The sequence below is a fragment of the Plantibacter sp. VKM Ac-2880 genome (assembly GCF_015351235.1).
GTDB lineage: Bacteria > Actinomycetota > Actinomycetes > Actinomycetales > Microbacteriaceae > Plantibacter.
The window spans coordinates 1583269-1602809 of sequence record NZ_JADKSJ010000001.1 but is presented as its reverse complement, the minus strand read 5'-3'; the positions used below and the strand labels follow the sequence as shown (position 1 = coordinate 1602809).

The window sequence follows — 19541 nt, the reverse complement described above, 5'->3', positions numbered from 1 at the left end:
CCACGAGAACGGGCCCGGCATCGCTGCCGGGCCCGTTCTGCGTGTGGTGCGCGACTACGGCTGCTGCGAGCGGACGTACTCCATGAACGCGGGGTCGGCGCCCATGGCGATGGCCAGGCAGATCACCACGACGATGTTCGCGGCGACGCCGGCGACGAGTGGGATCCAGAACGTCAGTCGTCCGGCGCGCAGCGAGCGCCCCGAGAGGATGATCGCCCCGACCCACAGGGCGATCTGGAGCCCGAGCGCCAGGACGCCCATGGCACTCGCCAGGCCGTCGGAGGAGTAGCCGGAGACGCCCATCTGCACGAGCGCCGGACGGATGAGACCGGGGAGGTCGAGCAGCCCGGGCATCATCACGATGAGGCTGACGAGGCCGAGACCGAGCAGGATCGAGGTCGCGAGCCGGTCGCCGGTCACCGGGCGTCGAGTGGTCCGTCCGGCCGATGGAGCCGGAGTCGTCACCGGCGGCGCGTCGGCCGTGTGACGGGTCTGTTCACGCAGGGTCGGCTGCGCCGGTCCGTGATCCGCCGGGACGACGGGTGCCACACCGAGCTCTTCGGCTCGCTGCGCGTCGATCGGCTCGGCGATGCTCGCGCGTTGCTCCTCGGGGGTCGCGTACTCGCCGAACTGCGGACGGGGGCGGGGTTCGCTCATGTTCTGCGCCCTCCCAGGGCGCGCGGATCGGTCGTGCCCGCAAGGTCTTTGCGGAGCTCCTTCGGCAGGGAGAACATGAGGTCCTCCTCGGCCGTCTTGACTTCCTGCACGGTGCCGTAGCCGGCCCCGGCCAGTTCTTCGAGCACTTCGTCCACCAGGACCTCCGGAACCGAGGCGCCACTCGTCACCCCGACCGTGCCGACGCCCTCGAGCCAGGCCTGCTGGATCTCGTGCGCGTAGTCGACGCGGTAGGCGGCCTTCGCGCCGTACTCGAGGGCCACCTCGACGAGGCGGACCGAGTTCGAGGAGTTCGCCGATCCGACGACGATCACGAGGTCGGCGTCCTGCGCGACCTTCTTGATGGCCACCTGGCGGTTCTGCGTCGCGTAACAGATGTCGTCGCTCGGCGGATCCTGCAACTTCGGGAAGCGCTCACGCAGGCGACGGACCGTCTCCATGGTCTCGTCCACCGACAGCGTCGTCTGGGACAACCAGACGACCTTCTCGGGGTCGGCGACGACGAGTCCGTCCACCGCCTCGGGACTCGTCACGAGGGTGACGTGGTCGGGTGCCTCGCCAGCGGTACCCTCGACCTCTTCGTGCCCCTCGTGTCCGATGAGCAGGATCTCATAGTCGTCGCGAGCGAAGCGCACGGCCTCCCGGTGCACCTTGGTGACGAGCGGGCAGGTCGCATCGATCGCGAGCAGGCCGCGCTCGGCCGCGGCGTCGACCACGGCGGGCGAGACCCCGTGCGCGCTGAACACGATGTGCGCACCGGAGGGGACCTCGTCGACCTCCTCCACGAAGACAGCACCCTGCGCCTCGAGCTGGTCGACGACGTGGACGTTGTGGACGATCTGCTTCCGGACGTACACGGGCGCACCGTAGTGCTCGAGCGCCTTCTCGACGGCGATCACGGCTCGGTCGACACCCGCGCAGTAGCCGCGCGGGGCGGCGAGCAGCACGCGCTTCTCACCGGCGACGGGCAGGTCGACGAGGCGTCCGGCGACGCGTCGGAGCCTCGGCATGCCGAGGCCGATGGCTGGGGCGTCGCGGAGATCGGTCACGAGTGGATTCTACGCGGCAGCGCTCGGGAGTCGGCCGTGAGCGGACCGCCGTCGCCCGGCCGCGTCGCGTCGGTGCCCGCGGCTAGGCTGGAGGGATGAGCGATGCACCGGCCACGATGGAAGCCCCCTGGCCGGTCGCGCTCCTCGGAACGAAGCTCCGCGACTACATCGACCGCCTCGGGACGGTCTGGGTCGAGGGAGAGCTGACGCAGTGGGGCGCCTCCGGCGGCAACGTGTACGGCAAGCTGAAGGACCTCGAGGTCGACGCGACCGTCGGCTTCACCGTCTGGTCGTCCGTTCGGGCGAAGATCCCGGCCGACCTCAAGCAGGGCGACCACGTGGTCGCGCTCGTCAAGCCGAACTACTGGCTCAAGGGCGGCACCCTCACCATGCAGGTGATGGCCATGAAGCACGTCGGCATCGGCGACCTCCTCGAGCGCCTCGAGCGGCTCCGGCGGCAGCTCGCCGACGAAGGGCTCTTCGACGCCTCCCGGAAGCGCGCGCTCCCCTTCCTGCCGCAGTGCATCGGCCTCGTCACCGGCAAGGACTCCGACGCCGAGAAGGACGTCCTCCGGAACGCCGAGCTGCGCTGGCCGTCCGTCCGGTTCCGCGTCGTCCACGCCGCGGTCCAGGGCGACCGCACGCCCGCCGAAGTCGTGAACGCTCTGCAGACGCTCGACGCCGATCCCGAGGTCGACGTGATCATCGTCGCGCGCGGTGGCGGCGACTTCCAGAACCTCCTCGGCTTCAGCGACGAGCGGGTGGTCCGGGCGGCCGCAGCGTGCAGCACCCCGCTCGTGAGCGCGATCGGCCACGAGGCCGACCGCCCCCTGCTCGACGACGTGGCCGACCTCCGGGCCTCCACGCCGACGGACGCCGCCAAACGGGTCGTCCCCGACGTCGCGGAGGAGTTCTCCCGAGTGCAGCAGGCGCGCACCCGGCTGTCGTCCCGGGTGACGTCGATGATCGGTCACGAGATCGACCGCCTCGCCACCCTCCGGACTCGTCCGGTCCTCGCCGACCCGTCGTGGATCGTCGACTCCCGCGCCGACGAGCTCACGCGCACCGTCGCGCGCGGCGCGGAGCTCGTCGACCGGGCGGTCGAGCGCGCCCAGCGGGAGGTCACGGAACTCCGCGCCCACCTCCGCGCACTGTCACCGCAGCGCACGCTCGACCGCGGGTACGCCATCGTCCAGCGGGCCGACCCGCAGGGCGACGTGCCCGGCGGCGCGGTCATCCGTGCCGACGGCGACGCCCCGGCGGGCACCGAACTCCTCATCACCCTCGCCTCCGGCGCGATCGGCGCCGCCAGCACCGGCCCGGCCACGGCTGCCGTCGTGACCGACGACGAATAGGATGGAAGCATGCCAACCCCCTCCGATGTCCAGGAGCTCAGCTATGAGCAGGCACGCGACGAACTCGTCCGTGTCGTGTCCGAGCTGGAACAGGGCTCGGCCTCGCTCGAGGACTCCCTCCGGCTCTGGGAACGCGGCGAACAGCTCGCCCAGCGCTGCGAGGAATGGCTGATCGGCGCGAAGGCCCGGCTGGACGCCGCCCGCGCGGCACAGCTCGGATCCGCACCCACGGACGCCACACGGTGAAGGACACCAAGCCGCCACGCGTCGTCGCCGAGCTCGGCCGCCCCGAGACGCCGCAGGAGACCGCCGACCGCAAGGCCGAGAACTCCCGGCTCTACCGGTCCCGCAAGACCGTCAACAACCTCGTCCTCTCGCTCCTGGCCACGGTCGGGCTCGTCGTCGTGATCGTGCTCGCCGTCCCTCGCGGCGAAGCGCCGGAGCGTCCGACCGTCGACTACGCGCAGCTGGCCGGCCAAGCACAGCCCGACCTCCCCGTCCCGCTGCTCACCCCGGAGCTCGGTGACGACTGGGGCAGCAACTACGCGGAGGTGCGCACCGGCAGCTCACCCGTCGCCGGCACCCCCGACATCCGCTCCTGGAACGTCGGCCTGATCTCCCCTGACGACGAGTTCGTCGGGCTCGTGCAGGGCGTCGACGCGAACGACACCTGGCTGGTGGCCGAACTGGACGACGCCCGCCCGACCGGCACCGTCACGATCGACGGCGTCGACTGGGTCGAATACGCGAACGGCAGCGGTGCCGAGGAGGGCAACGTCGGTTACGCCCTCTCGACCGTCGCCGGGCGCAGCACCATCGCCGTGTTCGGCACCGCGAAGCCCGAGTACGTCCTCGACGTCGCACGCTCCGTGCGCGCCGGGGTCACCGCCAACCTCGACGCCCCATCGGGCGCCCCTGCAGAAACGGACTCCGAATGACCCAGAAGCGCCCCGGTGCCGTCTGGCGCGAGATGCAGCGTGGCAACGCGCGGTTCGTCGCCGGCCAGCCAGCCCACCCCCGCCAGGACGTCGAGCGCCGGGCGACCCTCGCGCATTCGCAGGCTCCGGAGGCCGTCATCTTCGGGTGCTCGGACTCCCGGCTCGCTGCTGAGATCATCTTCGACAAGGGCCTCGGCGACCTCTTCGTGGTGCGCAACGCCGGCCAGATCGTCTCCGACTCGGTGCTCGGCACCCTCGAGTACGCGGTCGGCGTCCTGCAGGTCCCGCTCATCCTCGTGCTGGCGCACGACGAGTGCGGCGCGGTCCGCGCAGCGATCGACTCGCAGATCGAGGACGCCGTCCCGCTGCCGCCCTACATCGACCAGCTCATCCAGCAGATCGTCCCCGCCGTGAGTGCGGTCGCCGGCCCCGCGCCGATCGACGCCGCCTCTGTGGACACCTCCGAGGTCGGACGACGCCACCTCCGCCGCACGGTGATGGAGGTCGTCTCGCGATCCGAACTCATCAGCGACGCGGTCGCCGCCGGGACCGTCGCGATCATCGGCGCGAACTACAAACTCCTCGAGGGCACCGCCGTCGCCGACATCGTGATCGGCGACGTCACCGTCCCCGAATGACCTCCACCCCGCGCGCCGACCGGCGCTGCGCAGCACCACCGCAATCGCACGAAGGAGAACGAACAGCGTGGTAGACACCTCAGCAACCGAGTACCGCATCGAACACGACACCATGGGTGAGGTCCGCGTCCCCGCGAACGCACTCTACGGCGCCCAAACGCAGCGGGCCGTCGAGAACTTCCCGATCTCGGGCAGCGGACTCGAGTCGGCGCAGATCGCCTCGCTGGCACGGATCAAGAAGTCCGCGGCGCTCGCCAACGCGAAGCTCGGCGTCCTCGACCAGGGCGTCGCCGACGCGATCGCAGCGGCGGCCGACGAGGTCATCACGGGCGCCCACGACGCCCAGTTCCCCGTCGACACCTACCAGACCGGCAGCGGCACCTCGTCGAACATGAACATGAACGAGGTCCTGGCGACGCTCGCGAGTGCGCGTCTCGGCAGCCCCGTGCACCCCAACGACCACGTCAACGCCTCGCAGTCCTCCAACGACGTGTTCCCGACCTCGGTGCACATCGCGGTGACGAGCGCGCTCATCGACGACCTGATCCCCGCGCTCGACCACCTCGCCGTGTCGCTGGAACGCAAGGCCGAGCTCTGGAAGACCGCCGTGAAGCCCGGCCGGACGCACCTCATGGACGCCACCCCGGTGACGCTCGGCCAGGAGTTCGGTGGGTACGCGCGGCAGATGCGCCTCGGGATCGAGCGCGTCCGCACAGCACTCCCCCGGGTCGCCGAGGTCCCGCTCGGTGGCACCGCGACGGGCACCGGCATCAACACGCCGAAGGGCTTCCCGCAGCTCGTGATCGAGCTGCTGGCGCAGGAGACCGAGCTGCCCATCACCGAGGCACAGGACCACTTCGAGGCCCAGGGCGCTCGCGACGGTCTCGTCGACGCCTCCGGAGCCCTCCGCGTCATCGCGGTGAGCCTCACGAAGATCTGCAACGACCTCCGGTGGATGGGTTCCGGACCCAACACCGGCCTCGGCGAACTCCACATCCCCGACCTCCAGCCCGGCTCCTCGATCATGCCGGGCAAGGTCAACCCCGTGATCCCCGAAGCCGTCCTCATGGTCGGTGCCCGGGTCATCGGGAACGACGCGACGATCGCCTGGGCCGGTGCCTCCGGTTCCTTCGAGCTCAACGTCGCGATCCCCGTGATGGGGACGGCACTCCTCGAGAGCATCCGGCTCCTGTCGAACGCCACGCGAGTCCTCGCCGACAAGACCGTCGACGGGCTCGAAGCGAACCTCGACCGCGCGGCGGCCCTCGCCGGCTCATCGCCGTCGATCGTCACCCCGCTCAACAAGATCATCGGGTACGAGTCGGCGGCGAAGATCGCGAAGCACTCGGTCGCGAAGGGCCTGACCGTTCGTGAGGCCGTCGTCGACCTCGGCTTCGTCGAGCGCGGCGAGATCACCGAGGAGCAGTTGGACACCGCCCTCGACGTGCTCTCGATGACGCACCCCGGCTGAGCCTCGACGCTTCGCCCAGACGCACCGTTTCGGCCCCGGATCCCCTCGGATCCGGGGCCGTTCCGTCGCCCTAGCCGGTGATGACGGCCAGGGCGACCGCGCTCCAGCAGCCGAGCAGGAGGAAGGGACCGAACGGGATCCGGGTTCTCCAGCCTGCACAACCGCTGGCGGACCGCGTCACGACCACGACGATCGCGCCGACCACACCGGCGGAGCAGATCGACACCACGGCGAACGGCAGCACCGCCGACACGCCGAAGCACCCGACCGTCGTGCCGAGCAGGGCACCGAGCTTCACGTCGCCCATGCCGAGCCCGCCGAAGACTGCGCACGCGTACAACGCCCCGCCGACGAGCAGGCCGGCGAGGAGCGGCTCACCGGGCATCCGCCCGACGACCAGCGCGTCGAAGACGCCGAGCGGAACAGCGACCGCGAGCGCCGGCAGCACGATGCGGTTCGGCAGACGATGCTCGGCGAGGTCGATGCGGACGAGTGACGGCGTGATGCAGGCGAGCCACACCAGCAGGATGGCCACCGGGCGGAGGTGCAGCCCCTCACTCGACACCGTGCCAGCGATGAGCGCGGCAGCCATCGGCACCATCCAGACGGCCGAGGAGAGCCTGCGGCGCGAGCGACGACGGCTTCTCGGACGTGTCGGCATGCCGTCAGGATAGGTCGGCCGCCAGGACCGCCGCGGGAGTTCTCCACAGCCCCGGGTGGAGCCGAGGTCGATCGACCCCGACTCCGCCCGGGCCAGGGCTAGGCGAGCTCGTTGCCCTCGAGCATCTCCGTGACGAGTGCAGCGATCGCGGAGCGCTCGGAGCGCGTCAGCGTCACGTGGGCGAACAGGGGGTGTCCCTTGAGCGTCTCGATCACCGACGCGACGCCGTCGTGACGGCCGACCCGGAGGTTGTCGCGCTGCGCGACGTCGTGCGTGAGCACCACCCGCGAGTTCTGGCCGATCCGACTGAGCACCGTCAGCAGGACGTTGCGTTCGAGCGACTGCGCCTCGTCGACGATCACGAACGCGTCGTGCAGCGATCGGCCACGGATGTGGGTCAGCGGGAGCACCTCGAGGATGCCGCGCTCCACCACCTCGTCCAGGACGTTCTGCGACACGACGGCGCCGAGGGTGTCGAAGATGGCCTGTCCCCAGGGGTTCATCTTCTCGCCCTGGTCGCCGGGCAGGTACCCGAGCTCCTGACCGCCGACCGCGTACAGCGGACGGAAGACCATGATCTTCTTGTGCGCCTGGCGCTCGAGGACCGCTTCGAGACCCGCGCAGAGCGCGAGCGCGGACTTCCCCGTCCCTGCTCGACCTCCCAGCGACAGGATCCCGATCTCGGGGTCGAGCAACAGGTCGATCGCGAGGCGCTGCTCGGCCGAGCGACCGTGCAGGCCGAAGACGTCGCGGTCGCCCCGGACGAGCTTGTAGCTCCGCTTGCCGGTCACCCGCCCGAGCGCCGAGCCGCGATCCGAGTGGATGACGAGTCCGGTGTTGACGGGCATGTCCTCGACGAGCGGGGTGGTCCCCTCCTCGCGCTCGTACAGGACGCTCATGTCGTCGGCTCCGAGGGTGATCTCCGACATCCCCGTCCAACCGGAGTCGACCGCCAACTCGGCGCGGTACTCCTCCGCTTGCAGACCGATGGACGCCGCCTTGACCCGGAGCGGAAGGTCCTTGGAGACGACCGTGACGGCCAGGCCGTCGTTGGCGAGGTTCAGGGCCACCGCGAGGATGCGCGAGTCGTTGTCGCCCAGCTGGAGCCCCGACGGCAGGGCCGCCATGCTCGAGTGGTTGAGCTCGACGCGCAGCGAGCCGCCGTCACCGACGGGGATCGGGAAGTCGAGTCGTTCGTGCTCGATCCGCAGCTCGTCGAGGATGCGGAGCGCCTGACGCGCGAAGTACCCGATCTCCGGGTCGTTGCGCTTGCCCTCGAGCTCGCTGATGACCACGACCGGGATGACGACGGCGTGCTCGGCGAAGCGGAAGAGCGCCTTCGGGTCCGACAGCAGCACGGAGGTGTCGAGCACGTAGGTGATCTCGGCCTGCGCCTGATCCCCTCGGCTCGCCGTGCGGTCTGCGGGTCGTCGGCGTGTGTCCGTCGACGCGGTCCGCGTCTCGGTGTCAGCTGACGTGTGCTGGATGTCTCGCGAGGCCACAACCACTCCCACCCCGAGCAACTGATGCTCGGATCACTGTGCGAAACGGCCGCCTGCAGGGTTTCGAGCCGAACTTGTGTGGCCGTCTCGACCGGGCTCCATGCCCGATGAGATGAACGTACGTCCGGCCACCGACATCGATGCGACGACACGCCCCGTGTCCTGTTACAGGAAGGTGAACAGATGGGGGTCGCCGCAGGAACCAGCGGTGGAGTTGAGGATCAGTAGCTCGCTGCGGTCGCGAACGACACCAGCGCCCCGCGGAGCAGCTCCAGCGTCTCGCGCGTGGTGCCGGCGTGCACGCTGAGCCGCACGGTCGCACCACGGGTGGTCGCGGTGACGCCGTGGTTCGCCAGCGAGGCCGAGAGGGTCTCGAGGACCTCCTCCTCGGGCTCCAGTGCGACGATCCCGGCCCGTTCACGCTCGTCGCGCGAGGTGAGCACGGGGATGCCGAACTCGTCGGCCAGCTCGATGGCCTCGCTCACGAGCCCCGCGATGGCACGCTGGATCACCGGCGTCCCCACGGCCAGGGTCGCCTCCAGGGACGCGGCGAAGCGTGCAGCCGCGAACGGGTCGGCGCGGGTGATCGAGTACGCGCTCGCGGTCCGGCTCGGTTCGGGCGTCTCGGCGTACGGCCAGGGTTCCTCCGTTCCGGTGACCCCGGAGAGGACCGGCTCGAGCCGGTCCAGGGCCCGGTCGCTCAGGGCGAGGAACCCGGTGCCCCAGCCGGCGCGCATCCACTTCTGTCCGCCGCTGGCGACGACGTCGGCCGCTTCGAACGGCGCGTCGACCACGCCGAAGCCCTGGATGGCGTCCACGATCAGCAGGCGGTCCCCGATCACCTCGCGGATCGCGTGCAGATCGGCCACGAACCCCGTCCGGTAGTCGACGAGGCTGACGGCGACCGCGGTCACCTCGTCGTCGAGCTGCGAGCGGATGCGGTCTGCGGTCACGTGGCCGCGATCGGTCTCCAACCAGCGGGGGGTGAGGACGCCCCGGTGCTGCGACGCCCGTTCCGCCGCCAACGGGAGCGAGGGGTACTCGGCCGCCGAGAGGAGGACGACCCCGCTCAGTCCGAACATCGTGTGGACGAGGCCCTGCGAGGTGTTCGGCTGGGCCACGATCTGATCGGGCCGGAACCCCGTGAGCGCACCGACGGTGGCGCGCATCCGTGCGTCCAGCGCGTCGACGTCGGCGAGCCCGCCGAACACCGCACGACCGAGCACCTCGTTCCACCGGGCAGCCTCCGCCTCCGCCCTCCGGGACAGCGGCCCGACGCTGCCGTAGTTGAGATAGCCGGTGTCCTCACCGAAGTCGGCCTGGAAGGCGGACAGACGGTCGTCAGCGTCGCCCGGGTCCGCGGTCTGCTTGTCGGGGTGCCGGCTCATCCGCCGAACCGCCGCTGCCGCCTGGAGAAGTCGCGGAGGGCCCGCAGGAAGTCGACCTCGCGGAGGTCGGGACCGAGCGCCTCCACGAAGTAGAACTCACTGTGCGCGCTCTGCCACAGCATGAAGTCGCTCATCCGCTGCTCCCCGCTCGTGCGGATCACGAGGTCAGGGTCCGGCTGGCCACCCGTGTAGAGGTGCTCACCGATGAGGTCGGGGGTGAGCAGGGCAGCGAGGTCCTCGAGACTCCGCCCCTCGAGATGGTGCTTGGCGACGATCGCCCGCATGGCGTCGACGATCTCCGTCCGTCCGCCGTACCCGACGGCGAGGTTGATGTGCATCCCCGCGCGATCGGCCGTGCGCTCCTCGGCGCTCTCCAGCGCGGTGCGCAGCGACTCGGGGAGCCCCGCGCTCGACCCGACGTGCTTCACCCGCCAGTCGCGATAGTGCGACAGCCCCTCCGCCAGATCGGCGATGATGTCGACGAGGTCGTCGAGTTCGTCCGGGGCCCGGTTCACGAGGTTGTCGCTGGACAGCAGGTACAGGGTGACCACGCCGATGCCGAGGTCGTCGCACCAGGTGAGGAACTCCCGCATCTTCGCCGCGCCCGCACGGTGGCCGTGGGCCGCCGTCTCGTAGCCGAGCTGCTTGGCCCACCGCCGGTTGCCGTCGATGATCATCGCGACATGGTGCGGCAGTGTCTGCGGACTGAACGTCTTCCGCAGGCGTCTCGCGTAGAGGCCGTACAGGAAGCCGTCCACCGGTGCGGAGTGCCTCGTCATCACCCTGTAACGCTAGTGCAGATTCCTCCAGCGCTCCCAGGAGGAGTTCCGCGCCACCCCGTATCCTGAGCACATGACGACCGGAGAGCCCGAGCTGCCGAACCTGCCCTTGCTCGAGGTCGCCGCCGTCGACGCCGCCACACCGGACGAGGTCAAACCGAGCTGGCGCGGCTGGCTCCACGCCGGGATCTTCCCCGTCTCCATCATCGCCGGGATCGTCCTCGTGGCGCTGGCGCAGGGGGCCGCGGCGAAGTGGAGCTCGACGGTGTTCGTGCTCACCTCGATGCTGTTGTTCGGCAACTCGGCGTTGTACCACCGGTTCTCCTGGCGGCCCCGCATGAGGCTGCTCCTCAAGCGGATCGACCACGCCAACATCTTCCTGCTGATCGCGGGCACCTACACCCCGCTCGCGGTCCTCGCCCTCCCGCCGGAACAGGGCACCCTCCTGCTCGTCCTCGTCTGGGGTGGCGCACTCCTCGGCATCGGGTTCCGCGTGTTCTGGATCGGTGCTCCGCGCTGGCTCTACGTCCCGCTCTACCTCGCGCTCGGGTGGGGCGCCGTCGCCTACCTGGGCGAGATCGCCCGCGGCAATTTCGCGACGATGGTGCTGATCGCGACCGGCGGCCTGTTCTACACGGTCGGGGCGATCATGTACGCCATGAAGCGGCCGAACCCCTGGCCCGGACGGTTCGGGTTCCACGAACTGTTCCACCTGTGCACGGTGCTCGCGTTCCTGTGCCACTGGACCGGCGTCCTGCTGATCGCGATCGACCCGGTGTACCACCGCTGACCATCGCGGCGTCGGGTGTGCGCCGGGCGGCGCGACCTCGTCCGCTCAGCGCCGCGGGTCGTCCGGCTTCCGCAGTGGATCGGTCGACTCGCCGCCGGGGGCGATCGGAGCGTCAGGATCGTCGGCGCGTGCCGCGTCCCGCTCGGCGACCTCCGCCTGGAGGCGCTCGTCGATCTCAGCGCGATAGTTCACCCGGCGCACGCGGCGCACCATGTCGATCACGAGGAAGACCACGATGCCGGCGATGGCGAAGGTGATGACGAAGCCCCAGGGGCCCGGCGTAACCTGGTTCTCGTCGAACTGCGGTGAGGGTGACGGCGACGGGGTGACCGCCAGGACGAGCTCGGTGAGTAGGTGGTGCATCATGCGGTTCCTTCACTGGTGTCGACGCCGTCGAACAGGTCCGACTCCGGGGTGGCCGACGCGACGTGCGAGGTGACCAGCTGGTAGTCCTCGAACGGCCACGCGACGCGTAGGACGTCGTTCGGCCAGAAGAAGAACGGTGAGTCCGGTGGTACCTGGCTGCCGTGAGCGCGGAGCGCGTCGTCGCGCGCCTCGAAGAAGTCGCTGACACGGACGTGCGTCGTCGCGAGGTCGGGCCGACCGGCCATCCACTCGCGCAACTCCGCGAGGCGCTCGACCGCCGGGTCGTCCGGGTGGTGCTCGACGAGATAGGCGTACACCGCCTCGAGCCGGGCAGGGCTGAACGAGCGGTCGTAGTAGAGCTTGTCCACGCGCCAGGGTTCGCCGGCATCCGGGTAGCGCTCGGCGTCCGCCGCGGCGTCGAACGCGGCGACGCTCACCTCGTGGCTCCGGATGTGGTCGGGGTGCGGGTACCCGCCGTTCTCGTCGTAGGTGACGATGACCTGCGGGCGGAACGACCGGACGATCCGCACGAGCACGCCGGTCGAGACCTCGAGCGGGATGTCCGCGAAGCTCGCCGGCGGGACCGTGCCGTCGTCGCGGGCCATGCCGCTGTCCTGGTAGCCGAGCCAGCGGTGCTCGATGTCGAGGATCCCCTGAGCCGCGGCCATCTCGAGGCGGCGGTAGCCGGGGAGGTCGCGCTCGATCATCGCGACGTCGGCGAGTCCGGGGTTCTGGAGGTCACCGCGTTCGCCACCCGTGCAGCTGACGACCATGACCTCGGCGCCGAGGCTGCGGTAGTACGCGAGGGTCGCGGCCCCCTTGCTGGACTCGTCGTCGGGGTGGGCGTGCACCGCGAGCAGTCTCATGGTCATGGTGCTCCGCCTTCCGGCTGGTCTGCGCGAGGAACGACCTCGCGACTCGTGACGTGGCGACGCGGTCGGGACGCCGCATCCAGGAAGAGGCAATACGCTTGAGGTGTCGACCTCGAGCCGTCTCGCGCTCCTGGTCAAGCTTAACCGTTCGAACCGGAGCCCGTGACGTGACCCCCTCCCCTCGGAACGCCGCCCCACACGCGGCCGACTCCCAGGACACCGCAGAGCCGACCGCGGTCCTGCCGGACGCCATCGCGGCCCGGTACGGACGCACTTCCCGGAACCGGGCTCGGGACCGCCGCCTGATCTGGTCCGCAGCGGCCGCGTTCGCCGTGGTCTTCGTCGCCTGGGTCGTCTGGGCCGGCCTCGACGGCAGCCGCCCGAGCATCGAGTCCCGCAACACCGCGCACGAGATCGTCGATGACACCCTCGTCAGCGTCTCGTTCGAGGTCACCGGCCCGCAGGACACCCCGATGGCCTGCTCGGTGCAGGCGCTCAACGAGCAGTTCGCGGTGGTCGGGTGGAAGGTCGTCGAGCTGCCGCCGTCGGAGCAGCGCACCCGGAACCTCACCGAACTCGTGCGCACGACGGAGCTCAGCAACACCGGCGTCGTCGACACCTGCTGGGTGGTCGAGGACGGTTCCTGATCCGGAGCACCCCGGGCCGCGCCGCACTCCTGCGGTGATCGTGCGATACTCGATGGACGTACTTCACACGCCCCGGCATTCCGCCGGGGCGTCTGGCATATGACGGGCGTTTCGGCCGTCGTGTGCGACCCACCATGCAAAGGAGTTCCATCGTGTCCGAGCAGATCCAGGAGACGTTCCTCACCCAGCAGGCCTTCGACCGGCTGCAGGCAGAACTCGAGCACCTCAGCACCACGGGCCGCGAGGAGATCGCCAAGCGCATCGAAGCGGCTCGCGAAGAGGGCGACCTCAAGGAGAACGGCGGTTACCACGCCGCCAAGGACGAGCAGGGCAAGCAGGAGGCGCGTATCCGCACGCTCACGCAGATGCTGCGTGACGCCAAGGTGAGCGAGGCTCCCGAGTCGAACGGTGTCGTCGAGTCCGGCACCGTCATCACCGCGGTCGTGGCGGGCGGCGAAGAGCGCTTCCTGCTCGGTAGCCGTGAAATCGCGGGCAACACCGACCTCGACGTCTACAGCGAGGGCAGCCCGCTCGGGGCGGCCATCCTCGGGCTGAAGATCGGCGAGACGACCACCTACGAGGCGCCCAACGGCAAGGAGATCACCGTGTCGATCACCGCGGTGGAGACCTACACCGGTTCCTGATCCCGGCGGCCGTGCCGCGGCCGCCCGAAGCTGACGAAGGGCCCCACCGATGTGGTGGGGCCCTTCGTCGTCGAGCGCGGTGTCGTCCTGACTCAGTCGTCGACGATCTGCGGATCGTACCCCGCCTCACGGAGGGTCTGCACCACCAGGTCGCGGTGGTCGGGGCCGCGCGTCTCGATGCTGAGCTCGAGCTCGACGTCGCTGATCTGGAGTCCGTGACCGTGCCGGGTGTGGAGCACCTCGATGACGTTGGCGTTCGCCTGCGCCACGAGTTCCGCCGTCCGCGCGAGCTGTCCGGGACGGTCGGGCAGCGGGATGCGCAGGGTCAGGTAGCGGTCCGAGGCGGCGAGCCCGTGGCTCACGACGCGCTGCAGCAGGAGCGGGTCGATGTTCCCACCCGAGAGGATCGTGACCGTCGTCCCGGTCGGCTCGATCTTGCCGGCCAGGATCGCGGCGACACCCGCCGCCCCGGCCGGCTCGACGACGAGTTTCGCGCGTTCGAGGAGGACGACGATCGCGCGGGCCAGGTCGTCCTCGGAGACGGTGACGACCTCGTCGACGAGCGCACTGATCATTTCGAAGTTCAACTCGCCGGGACGGGCCACGGCGATGCCGTCGGCGATCGTGGGCTGCACCGTGATCGTCGTCGGCGTTCCTGCCTCCAGGGACACCGGGTACGCGGCGGCGTTGGCCGCCTGCACGCCGATCACCCGGATGGTCCGGTCTTCGAGTGCCGCTCGCTGCTTCATGACCCCGGCCACCCCGGAGATGAGCCCGCCTCCGCCGATCGGGACGATGACCGTCTCGACGTCTGGCACCTCCTCGAGGATCTCGAGGCCGAGCGTGCCCTGCCCCGTGATGACGTCGGGGTGGTCGAACGGCGGGATGAGGATCGCGCCCGTCTCCGCAGCGAATTCGGCGGCCGCGATGAGCGGCTCGGCGACCGTGTGGCCGCGCAGGATGACGTGGGCTCCGTAGTCGCGCGTGGCGGCGAGCTTGGGCAGCGGGACGCCGACCGGCATGAAGATGGTCGCGGCGATGCCGAGCTCGCGAGCGGCGAACGCGACCCCCTGCGCGTGGTTGCCGGCGGAGGCCGCGACCACGCCCCGAGCGCGTTCCTCCGGCGTCAGACTCGACATCCGGTTGTACGCACCACGGATCTTGTAGGAGCCGGTGCGCTGGAGGTTCTCGCACTTCAAGTGCACCGGGACGCCGAGGACGTCGGCCAGGTAGCGGGAGCTCTCCATCGGGGTGCGTTGGACGGTGCCGACGAGGGTGTCCCTGGCGCGCTCGAACGCGGCGAGCGACGGGCCGGGGATCACAGGTGCGGTGGTCGTTGAATCGGTCATGGTGTGCGGGGTCCTGGACTTTCTGGGGACGGGGTCGCTGGGAGGTCGTCGCTGGGGTGCTGGGGCTCCTGATCGCCTGGGCGATCCATGGGCTCGTGGGACGAGCGGGAGCCCGGACGGATTCGCCGGGGGCTCGGGACGGTCTGCCAGATCGCGCCGTCGGTGGCCGGTTCCGGCGGAGGGGTGCCGCCGGTCCGCCAGGTGCCGCTGGCGATGGTGTGGACCATCACGTTGATGACGGCCACCACGGGCACCGCGAACAGGGCACCGGGGATGCCCGCGACGAGCGTGCCGCCGGCCACCGCGAGCACCACGGCCAGGGGGTGCACCTTCACGGCGGTCCCCATGATGAGTGGCTGGAGGACATGCCCCTCGAGCTGCTGCACGAGCAGGACGACGCCAAGCATCAGCAGCGCGATCAACGGACCGTTGTAGACGAGCGCGAGGAAGACGGCGACGGCCCCGGTGACGACGGCGCCGACGATCGGCACGAACGAACCCAGGAAGACGAGGACGGCGACCGGGATGGCGAGGGGGACCCCGAGGATGAACGCGCCGAGTCCGATGCCGACCGCGTCGATCGAGGCCACGAGGATCTGCGTGCGGACGTAGTTGCCGAGCGTCCGCCAGCCTGCACGGCCGGCGCTGTCGACGGCGGGACGTGCCCGCTGCGGGAAGACGCGCACCGTCCAGCGCCAGATCGTCCGACCGTCGATGAGCATGAACAGCAGGCAGAAGAGGGTCAGGAAGACACCCGTGGCGACATGTCCCAGCGTCGAGCCGATCGACAGCGCTCCGGAGAGCAGCACCTGGCTGTCCTGTTGCAGGGAGGAGAAGGCCTGGGCGATGAAGTCGTTGAGCTGCGCTTCGGTGACGTGCAACGGGCTGGCGAGCAGGAACGCCTTGAAGTCGCCGTAGGCGGTCATGGTGCGGGCCTGCACGGAGGCGAACTGCGAGGTGATCTGCGAGATGGCGAGGAAGATCAGTCCGCTGACCACGGCGAGCGTTCCGACCATCGCGAGCGCGATGGCGAGCCCCTTCGGCCATCGGTGTCGGACGAGGACGTCGACGACGGGCTTCAGCAGCGCCGAGACGAGGACGGCGATGAGCAGCGGGATGACGATGAGGCGGAGCTGCACGACGAGGAAGACGAGCAGTGCGACGACCGCGGCCACGAGGAGGATCCGCCAGGACCACGCTGCCGCCACGCGCATCCCTCGCGGAACGCTGCTCGAGCCGCTCGGATCGGGTTCGCGCACAGGCGAGGCCGCTTCGGGAAGGAAGCGTCCCCACCAGGTCTTCGGAGTGTCGTCCGCCATTGCTCAAGTGTAGGGCTGGCACATGCCGGTGCGAGCATGCGGACGACGGGCGCCGGGCCCTCGCCGGGGCCGCTCGGGTGTCGGCGGCCGGTGCTACCGTCGGGCCGTGCCCGCTTCCCTCTCCCCCGCTCTCGCCCGCCGGATCGCGCTCGGTGCGCAGGGCCTCGGCGGGCCACCACGGACGTCCCCGGCCGGGACCCGCACGCTCCGCTCCACGATCGACCGACTCGGCCTCCTGCAGATCGACTCCGTCAACGTCTTCGAGCGCAGTCACTACCTCCCGCTCTTCGCTCGGCTGGGCGGGTACGACAAGGCTCTCCTCGACCGCCTGACCCTCGCCGCCGACTCGCCCTACCTGGAGTACTGGGCGCACGAGGCGGCGTTCATCCCCCGGGAATCGTGGCCGCTGTTCCGTTGGCGGATGGAGGCGAACCGCGCGAAGCATGCGGGCGACGACACCACCTGGGCGAGCCGGAACACGGAGATGCTGGACTGGGTGCGGGCACTGCTGCGCGCCGAGGGGCCGCTCAAGGCGAGCGAGATCGAGCACGATGCGAACGTCCGACGCGGACCCTGGTGGGGATGGTCCGACGTGAAGCGGGCGTTGGAGGTCCTGTTCCTCTATGGCGAGGTGGTCACGGCCGGCCGCGACCGGTTCGAGCGCCGGTACGCACTCGCCGAGCAGGTGCTGCCGCGGCACCTCCTCGACCTCGACGTCGCCCGGCCCGACGCGATCCGTGCGCTCGTCGAACAGGCCGCCGCGGCGCAGGGCGTCGCGACCCTCGCCGACCTGGCCGACTACTTCCGGATCAAGCCGCAGACCGCAGTCCGCCAGGCGGTCGACGAGCTTGTGGACGCCGGCGTCGTCGAGCCGGTGACCGTGGCGGGGTGGGACCGACGCGGCGGGCCGCAGGAGGCGTGGGTGCACCGCGATGCCCGACGACCGCGACGCATCGAGGGGGCGGCGCTGCTCAGCCCGTTCGACCCCGTCGTCTGGTTCCGCGAACGCGCGCTGCGGATGTTCGGACTCCACTACCGGATCGAGATCTACACGCCGGAGCCCAAGCGGGTCTACGGGTACTACGTCCTGCCGGTCCTCATCGACGGCGAGATCGTCGCGCGCGTCGATCTGAAGAGCGACCGCCAGGCGGGGGTCCTCCGTGTCCAGTCCGCGTGGTTCGAGCGTGGGCATGAGGATGACGTCGCCCGGGGGCTCCATCCCATCGCCGACGACGCGATCGCGGGGCGCCTCGCGGAGCTGCTCGAGCAGACGGCCCACTGGCAGGGACTCGACGCCGTGGTCGTCGTCGACCGAGGGACGCTCGCGGCTCCCCTGGCCCATGCGGTCGGCACCACGCTCGTCTCCCGTCCACCCGCGTAGGCATGGGCACTACTCCCCATGCTCAGAGGGCGCAATCACTCTCAGGGGATGCACACCGACTGCTAAGTTGATGAGCACCTTCATGGTCCGAAACGAGGGGAACCCGCCCATGAGCAACGACGACACCACACCCGCACAACCCGGCCGACCGAACCCGGACGAGCAGCCGAACCAGCCGTATCAGGGGCAGCAGCAGCAGTCCCCGTACCAGCAGGGTCAGCAGCCTTCCGACAACCCGTACCAGTCGGGCCAGCAGCAGACGCCGAACCCCTACCAGCAGGGCCAGCAGACGCCGCAGAACCCCTACCAGTCGGGCCAGCAGCAGACGCCGAACCAGTCACCTCCGGCTCCGTACGGTCAGCAGTCGACCGGCCAGCAGACTGGCGGCCAGAACCCGTACCAGCAGGGCCAGCAGCCGAACGGCCAGCAGACCGGTGCGCAGAACCCGTACCAGCAGGGCCAGCAGCCGAACGGCCAGTACGCGACGGCGCAGAACCCCTACGCGACGGGTGCCCCCAAGCAGCCGATGGATCCGAAGCAGAAGAAGCGGATCATCATGTGGTCCTCGATCGCCGGTGGAGCGCTCGTCCTCATCGCGGCGGCCGCCATCACGATCGGTGTCTTGAACACCACGGCGTTCGGACCGCAGGCGAAGGTCGAGGAGTACCTCAAGGCCATCGCCGCGGGCGACGCCAAGCTCGCCAACAGCCTCGTGGCACCCGACCCGTCCATCGTCGGCAGCTCGGACGATGCCACGGACGAGCCCACGGCGGAACCTGAAGCCACCCCCGACCCCGACGAGTCGGCAGCTCCCGACGATGACGCGGACGCGGATGCTGCAGCCCCCACCGCGGTGAAGCCGACGGCGCTACTCACGAACGAGGTCCTCAAGGCCGCGGACGAGCGCATCAAGGACCCGAAGGTCGGACGCGTCTACAACCGCAACGGCGAGGCCCGCGTGCAGGTCACGTACGAACTCGGCGGCAAGAAGTATGAGGACACGGTCACGCTCGAGAGCGAAGGCAAGCAGTTCCTGTTCTTCGACCAGTGGAAGCTCGCGAGCTCGCTGGTCGGCAGCATCAACGTGTACACCGGTGTCGGTGGCACCGCGTTCAGCGTCAACGGCGTCAACTTCGACGGCGCGGCCGATGAGAGCCTGTTCGCCTACCCGGCCGTCTACACCATCGCGCCGCCGGAGAGCAAGTTCCTGCAGGGCGACGCCCAGACCGTCACGCTGACCTCGTACACCGCCGGTGAGGGTTCCGCCTTCATCGACATCGACGTGACGGCCACGGAGGCGCTCACCACCGAAGTGACCAAGCAGGTCGTCGCGATGATCGAGAAGTGCCTCGGCGCCACCACGCTCGACACCGAGTGCGGCGTCATGCCCGACTGGCAGCAGAAGCAGTTCTCGAGCGTCGGTCCGGTGACGTGGACGCTCACCTCTCCCCCGACCGTCGAGGTCGATGAGAGCGGTTCGTACTTCTACACCTCGGCCGGCCGCATCGACGGCTCGTTCGACGCCTCCTGGTACGGCAGCGCCGTCACCGGGCAGCAGGTGTGGGACACGTACCTGAACTTCCCGGGCAAGATCACGATCGACGCCGATGACAAGGTCACGGTGACGTTCGACTCCGACGAGCAGACCGAATAGCGGTCCTCGCCTGAACGCCGAATGGGGCGGCACCTCCGGGTGCCGCCCCATTCGTGTGTCCGG

20 protein-coding genes are annotated in these 19541 nt (G+C 70.0%); 10 read left to right on the top strand and 10 right to left on the bottom strand.

The genetic code is table 11. The annotated features are described in order from the left end of the window. Window positions 1-54 precede the first annotated feature (54 nt). Both ITJ57_RS07730 and ITJ57_RS07725 read right to left on the bottom strand, forming a co-directional pair. Entirely contained in the window at window positions 55-657 is a 603-nt protein-coding gene (locus tag ITJ57_RS07730) for a DUF6264 family protein (RefSeq protein WP_194669533.1), read from the bottom strand. Next, complete coding sequence (locus ITJ57_RS07725; protein WP_056011366.1) at window positions 654-1685, bottom strand: 4-hydroxy-3-methylbut-2-enyl diphosphate reductase; 1032 nt, start codon at window positions 1683-1685, stop codon at window positions 654-656. Before ITJ57_RS07725 ends, ITJ57_RS07730 begins: the two co-directional genes overlap by 4 nt. A 134-nt stretch (window positions 1686-1819) precedes the next feature. Here ITJ57_RS07725 and xseA point away from each other — a divergent pair, with 134 nt between their 5' ends. The 5 genes from xseA (at window position 1820) to ITJ57_RS07700 (ending at window position 6126) form a co-directional block, all read left to right on the top strand. After that, entirely contained in the window at window positions 1820-3079 is a 1260-nt protein-coding gene (gene xseA / locus ITJ57_RS07720) for an exodeoxyribonuclease VII large subunit (protein ID WP_194669532.1), read from the top strand. A 9-nt stretch (window positions 3080-3088) separates the two neighbouring features. Continuing rightward, window positions 3089-3325 carry an exodeoxyribonuclease VII small subunit gene (locus ITJ57_RS07715; protein ID WP_194669531.1) on the top strand — a complete coding sequence of 79 codons (237 nt, stop codon included), beginning with the start codon at window positions 3089-3091 and terminating at the stop codon, window positions 3323-3325. Continuing rightward, the gene (locus ITJ57_RS07710) at window positions 3322-4017 is read left to right on the top strand and encodes a DUF4245 domain-containing protein (protein WP_194669530.1); all 696 of its coding nucleotides are present in this window, start codon (window positions 3322-3324) and stop codon (window positions 4015-4017) included. Before ITJ57_RS07715 ends, ITJ57_RS07710 begins: the two co-directional genes overlap by 4 nt. Further along, window positions 4014-4655: a carbonic anhydrase gene (locus tag ITJ57_RS07705; protein ID WP_194669529.1), complete on the top strand. Its 642-nt coding sequence runs from the start codon at window positions 4014-4016 to the stop codon at window positions 4653-4655. Before ITJ57_RS07710 ends, ITJ57_RS07705 begins: the two co-directional genes overlap by 4 nt. A gap of 67 nt (window positions 4656-4722) precedes the next feature. Further along, window positions 4723-6126 carry an aspartate ammonia-lyase gene (locus tag ITJ57_RS07700; protein ID WP_082455866.1) on the top strand — a complete coding sequence of 468 codons (1404 nt, stop codon included), beginning with the start codon at window positions 4723-4725 and terminating at the stop codon, window positions 6124-6126. Between the two features lie 70 nt (window positions 6127-6196). Here ITJ57_RS07700 and ITJ57_RS07695 read toward each other — a convergent pair whose 3' ends face one another. From ITJ57_RS07695 to ITJ57_RS07680, 4 genes are all read right to left on the bottom strand, one after another. Next, window positions 6197-6787, bottom strand: a complete 591-nt coding sequence (locus ITJ57_RS07695) for a prepilin peptidase (RefSeq protein WP_194669528.1) — start codon at window positions 6785-6787, stop codon at window positions 6197-6199. 98 nt (window positions 6788-6885) lie between these two features. Beyond that, entirely contained in the window at window positions 6886-8289 is a 1404-nt protein-coding gene (locus tag ITJ57_RS07690; protein WP_370582263.1) for a PhoH family protein, read from the bottom strand. A gap of 221 nt (window positions 8290-8510) precedes the next feature. Further along, window positions 8511-9677: an aminotransferase class V-fold PLP-dependent enzyme gene (locus ITJ57_RS07685; protein WP_194669526.1), complete on the bottom strand. Its 1167-nt coding sequence runs from the start codon at window positions 9675-9677 to the stop codon at window positions 8511-8513. Next, complete coding sequence (locus tag ITJ57_RS07680; RefSeq protein WP_056007401.1) at window positions 9674-10456, bottom strand: isoprenyl transferase; 783 nt, start codon at window positions 10454-10456, stop codon at window positions 9674-9676. Before ITJ57_RS07680 ends, ITJ57_RS07685 begins: the two co-directional genes overlap by 4 nt. 73 nt (window positions 10457-10529) lie before the next feature. On the opposite strand from ITJ57_RS07680, the gene ITJ57_RS07675 reads away from it, so the two are divergent. After that, on the top strand, window positions 10530-11246 hold the full coding sequence (locus tag ITJ57_RS07675) for a hemolysin III family protein (RefSeq protein ID WP_194669525.1): 717 nt from the start codon (window positions 10530-10532) through the stop codon (window positions 11244-11246). Between the two features lie 45 nt (window positions 11247-11291). Here ITJ57_RS07675 and ITJ57_RS07670 read toward each other — a convergent pair whose 3' ends face one another. Together ITJ57_RS07670 and mca are read right to left on the bottom strand one after the other, a co-directional pair. Beyond that, window positions 11292-11612, bottom strand: coding sequence for a hypothetical protein (locus tag ITJ57_RS07670; protein ID WP_194669524.1), 321 nt, complete (start codon window positions 11610-11612; stop codon window positions 11292-11294). Next, a complete protein-coding gene (mca, locus tag ITJ57_RS07665) occupies window positions 11609-12484 on the bottom strand; it encodes a mycothiol conjugate amidase Mca (protein WP_194669523.1) in 876 nt (291 codons plus the stop codon). The genes ITJ57_RS07670 and mca overlap by 4 nt, the downstream gene beginning before the upstream one ends. 167 nt (window positions 12485-12651) lie before the next feature. Between mca and ITJ57_RS07660 the strand changes: the two genes are divergently transcribed. Beyond that, window positions 12652-13131, top strand: coding sequence for a DUF4307 domain-containing protein (locus ITJ57_RS07660; RefSeq protein WP_194669522.1), 480 nt, complete (start codon window positions 12652-12654; stop codon window positions 13129-13131). A 152-nt stretch (window positions 13132-13283) separates the two neighbouring features. Next, on the top strand, window positions 13284-13775 hold the full coding sequence (gene greA / locus ITJ57_RS07655; RefSeq protein WP_285040615.1) for a transcription elongation factor GreA: 492 nt from the start codon (window positions 13284-13286) through the stop codon (window positions 13773-13775). Between the two features lie 92 nt (window positions 13776-13867). On the opposite strand, the gene ilvA is transcribed toward greA, so the two are convergent. Together ilvA and ITJ57_RS07645 are read right to left on the bottom strand one after the other, a co-directional pair. Then, the gene (gene ilvA / locus ITJ57_RS07650; protein ID WP_194669520.1) at window positions 13868-15124 is read right to left on the bottom strand and encodes a threonine ammonia-lyase; all 1257 of its coding nucleotides are present in this window, start codon (window positions 15122-15124) and stop codon (window positions 13868-13870) included. Further along, window positions 15121-16443 carry an AI-2E family transporter gene (locus ITJ57_RS07645; RefSeq protein WP_194669519.1) on the bottom strand — a complete coding sequence of 441 codons (1323 nt, stop codon included), beginning with the start codon at window positions 16441-16443 and terminating at the stop codon, window positions 15121-15123. The genes ilvA and ITJ57_RS07645 overlap by 4 nt, the downstream gene beginning before the upstream one ends. Before the next feature lie 106 nt (window positions 16444-16549). On the opposite strand from ITJ57_RS07645, the gene ITJ57_RS07640 reads away from it, so the two are divergent. Both ITJ57_RS07640 and ITJ57_RS07635 read left to right on the top strand, forming a co-directional pair. Continuing rightward, window positions 16550-17824 (top strand): DNA glycosylase AlkZ-like family protein, encoded by a 1275-nt coding sequence (locus ITJ57_RS07640; RefSeq protein WP_194669518.1) that lies wholly within the window; start codon window positions 16550-16552, stop codon window positions 17822-17824. A 109-nt stretch (window positions 17825-17933) separates the two neighbouring features. Further along, entirely contained in the window at window positions 17934-19478 is a 1545-nt protein-coding gene (locus ITJ57_RS07635; RefSeq protein ID WP_194670413.1) for a hypothetical protein, read from the top strand. The last annotated feature ends 63 nt before the right edge of the window (window positions 19479-19541 follow it).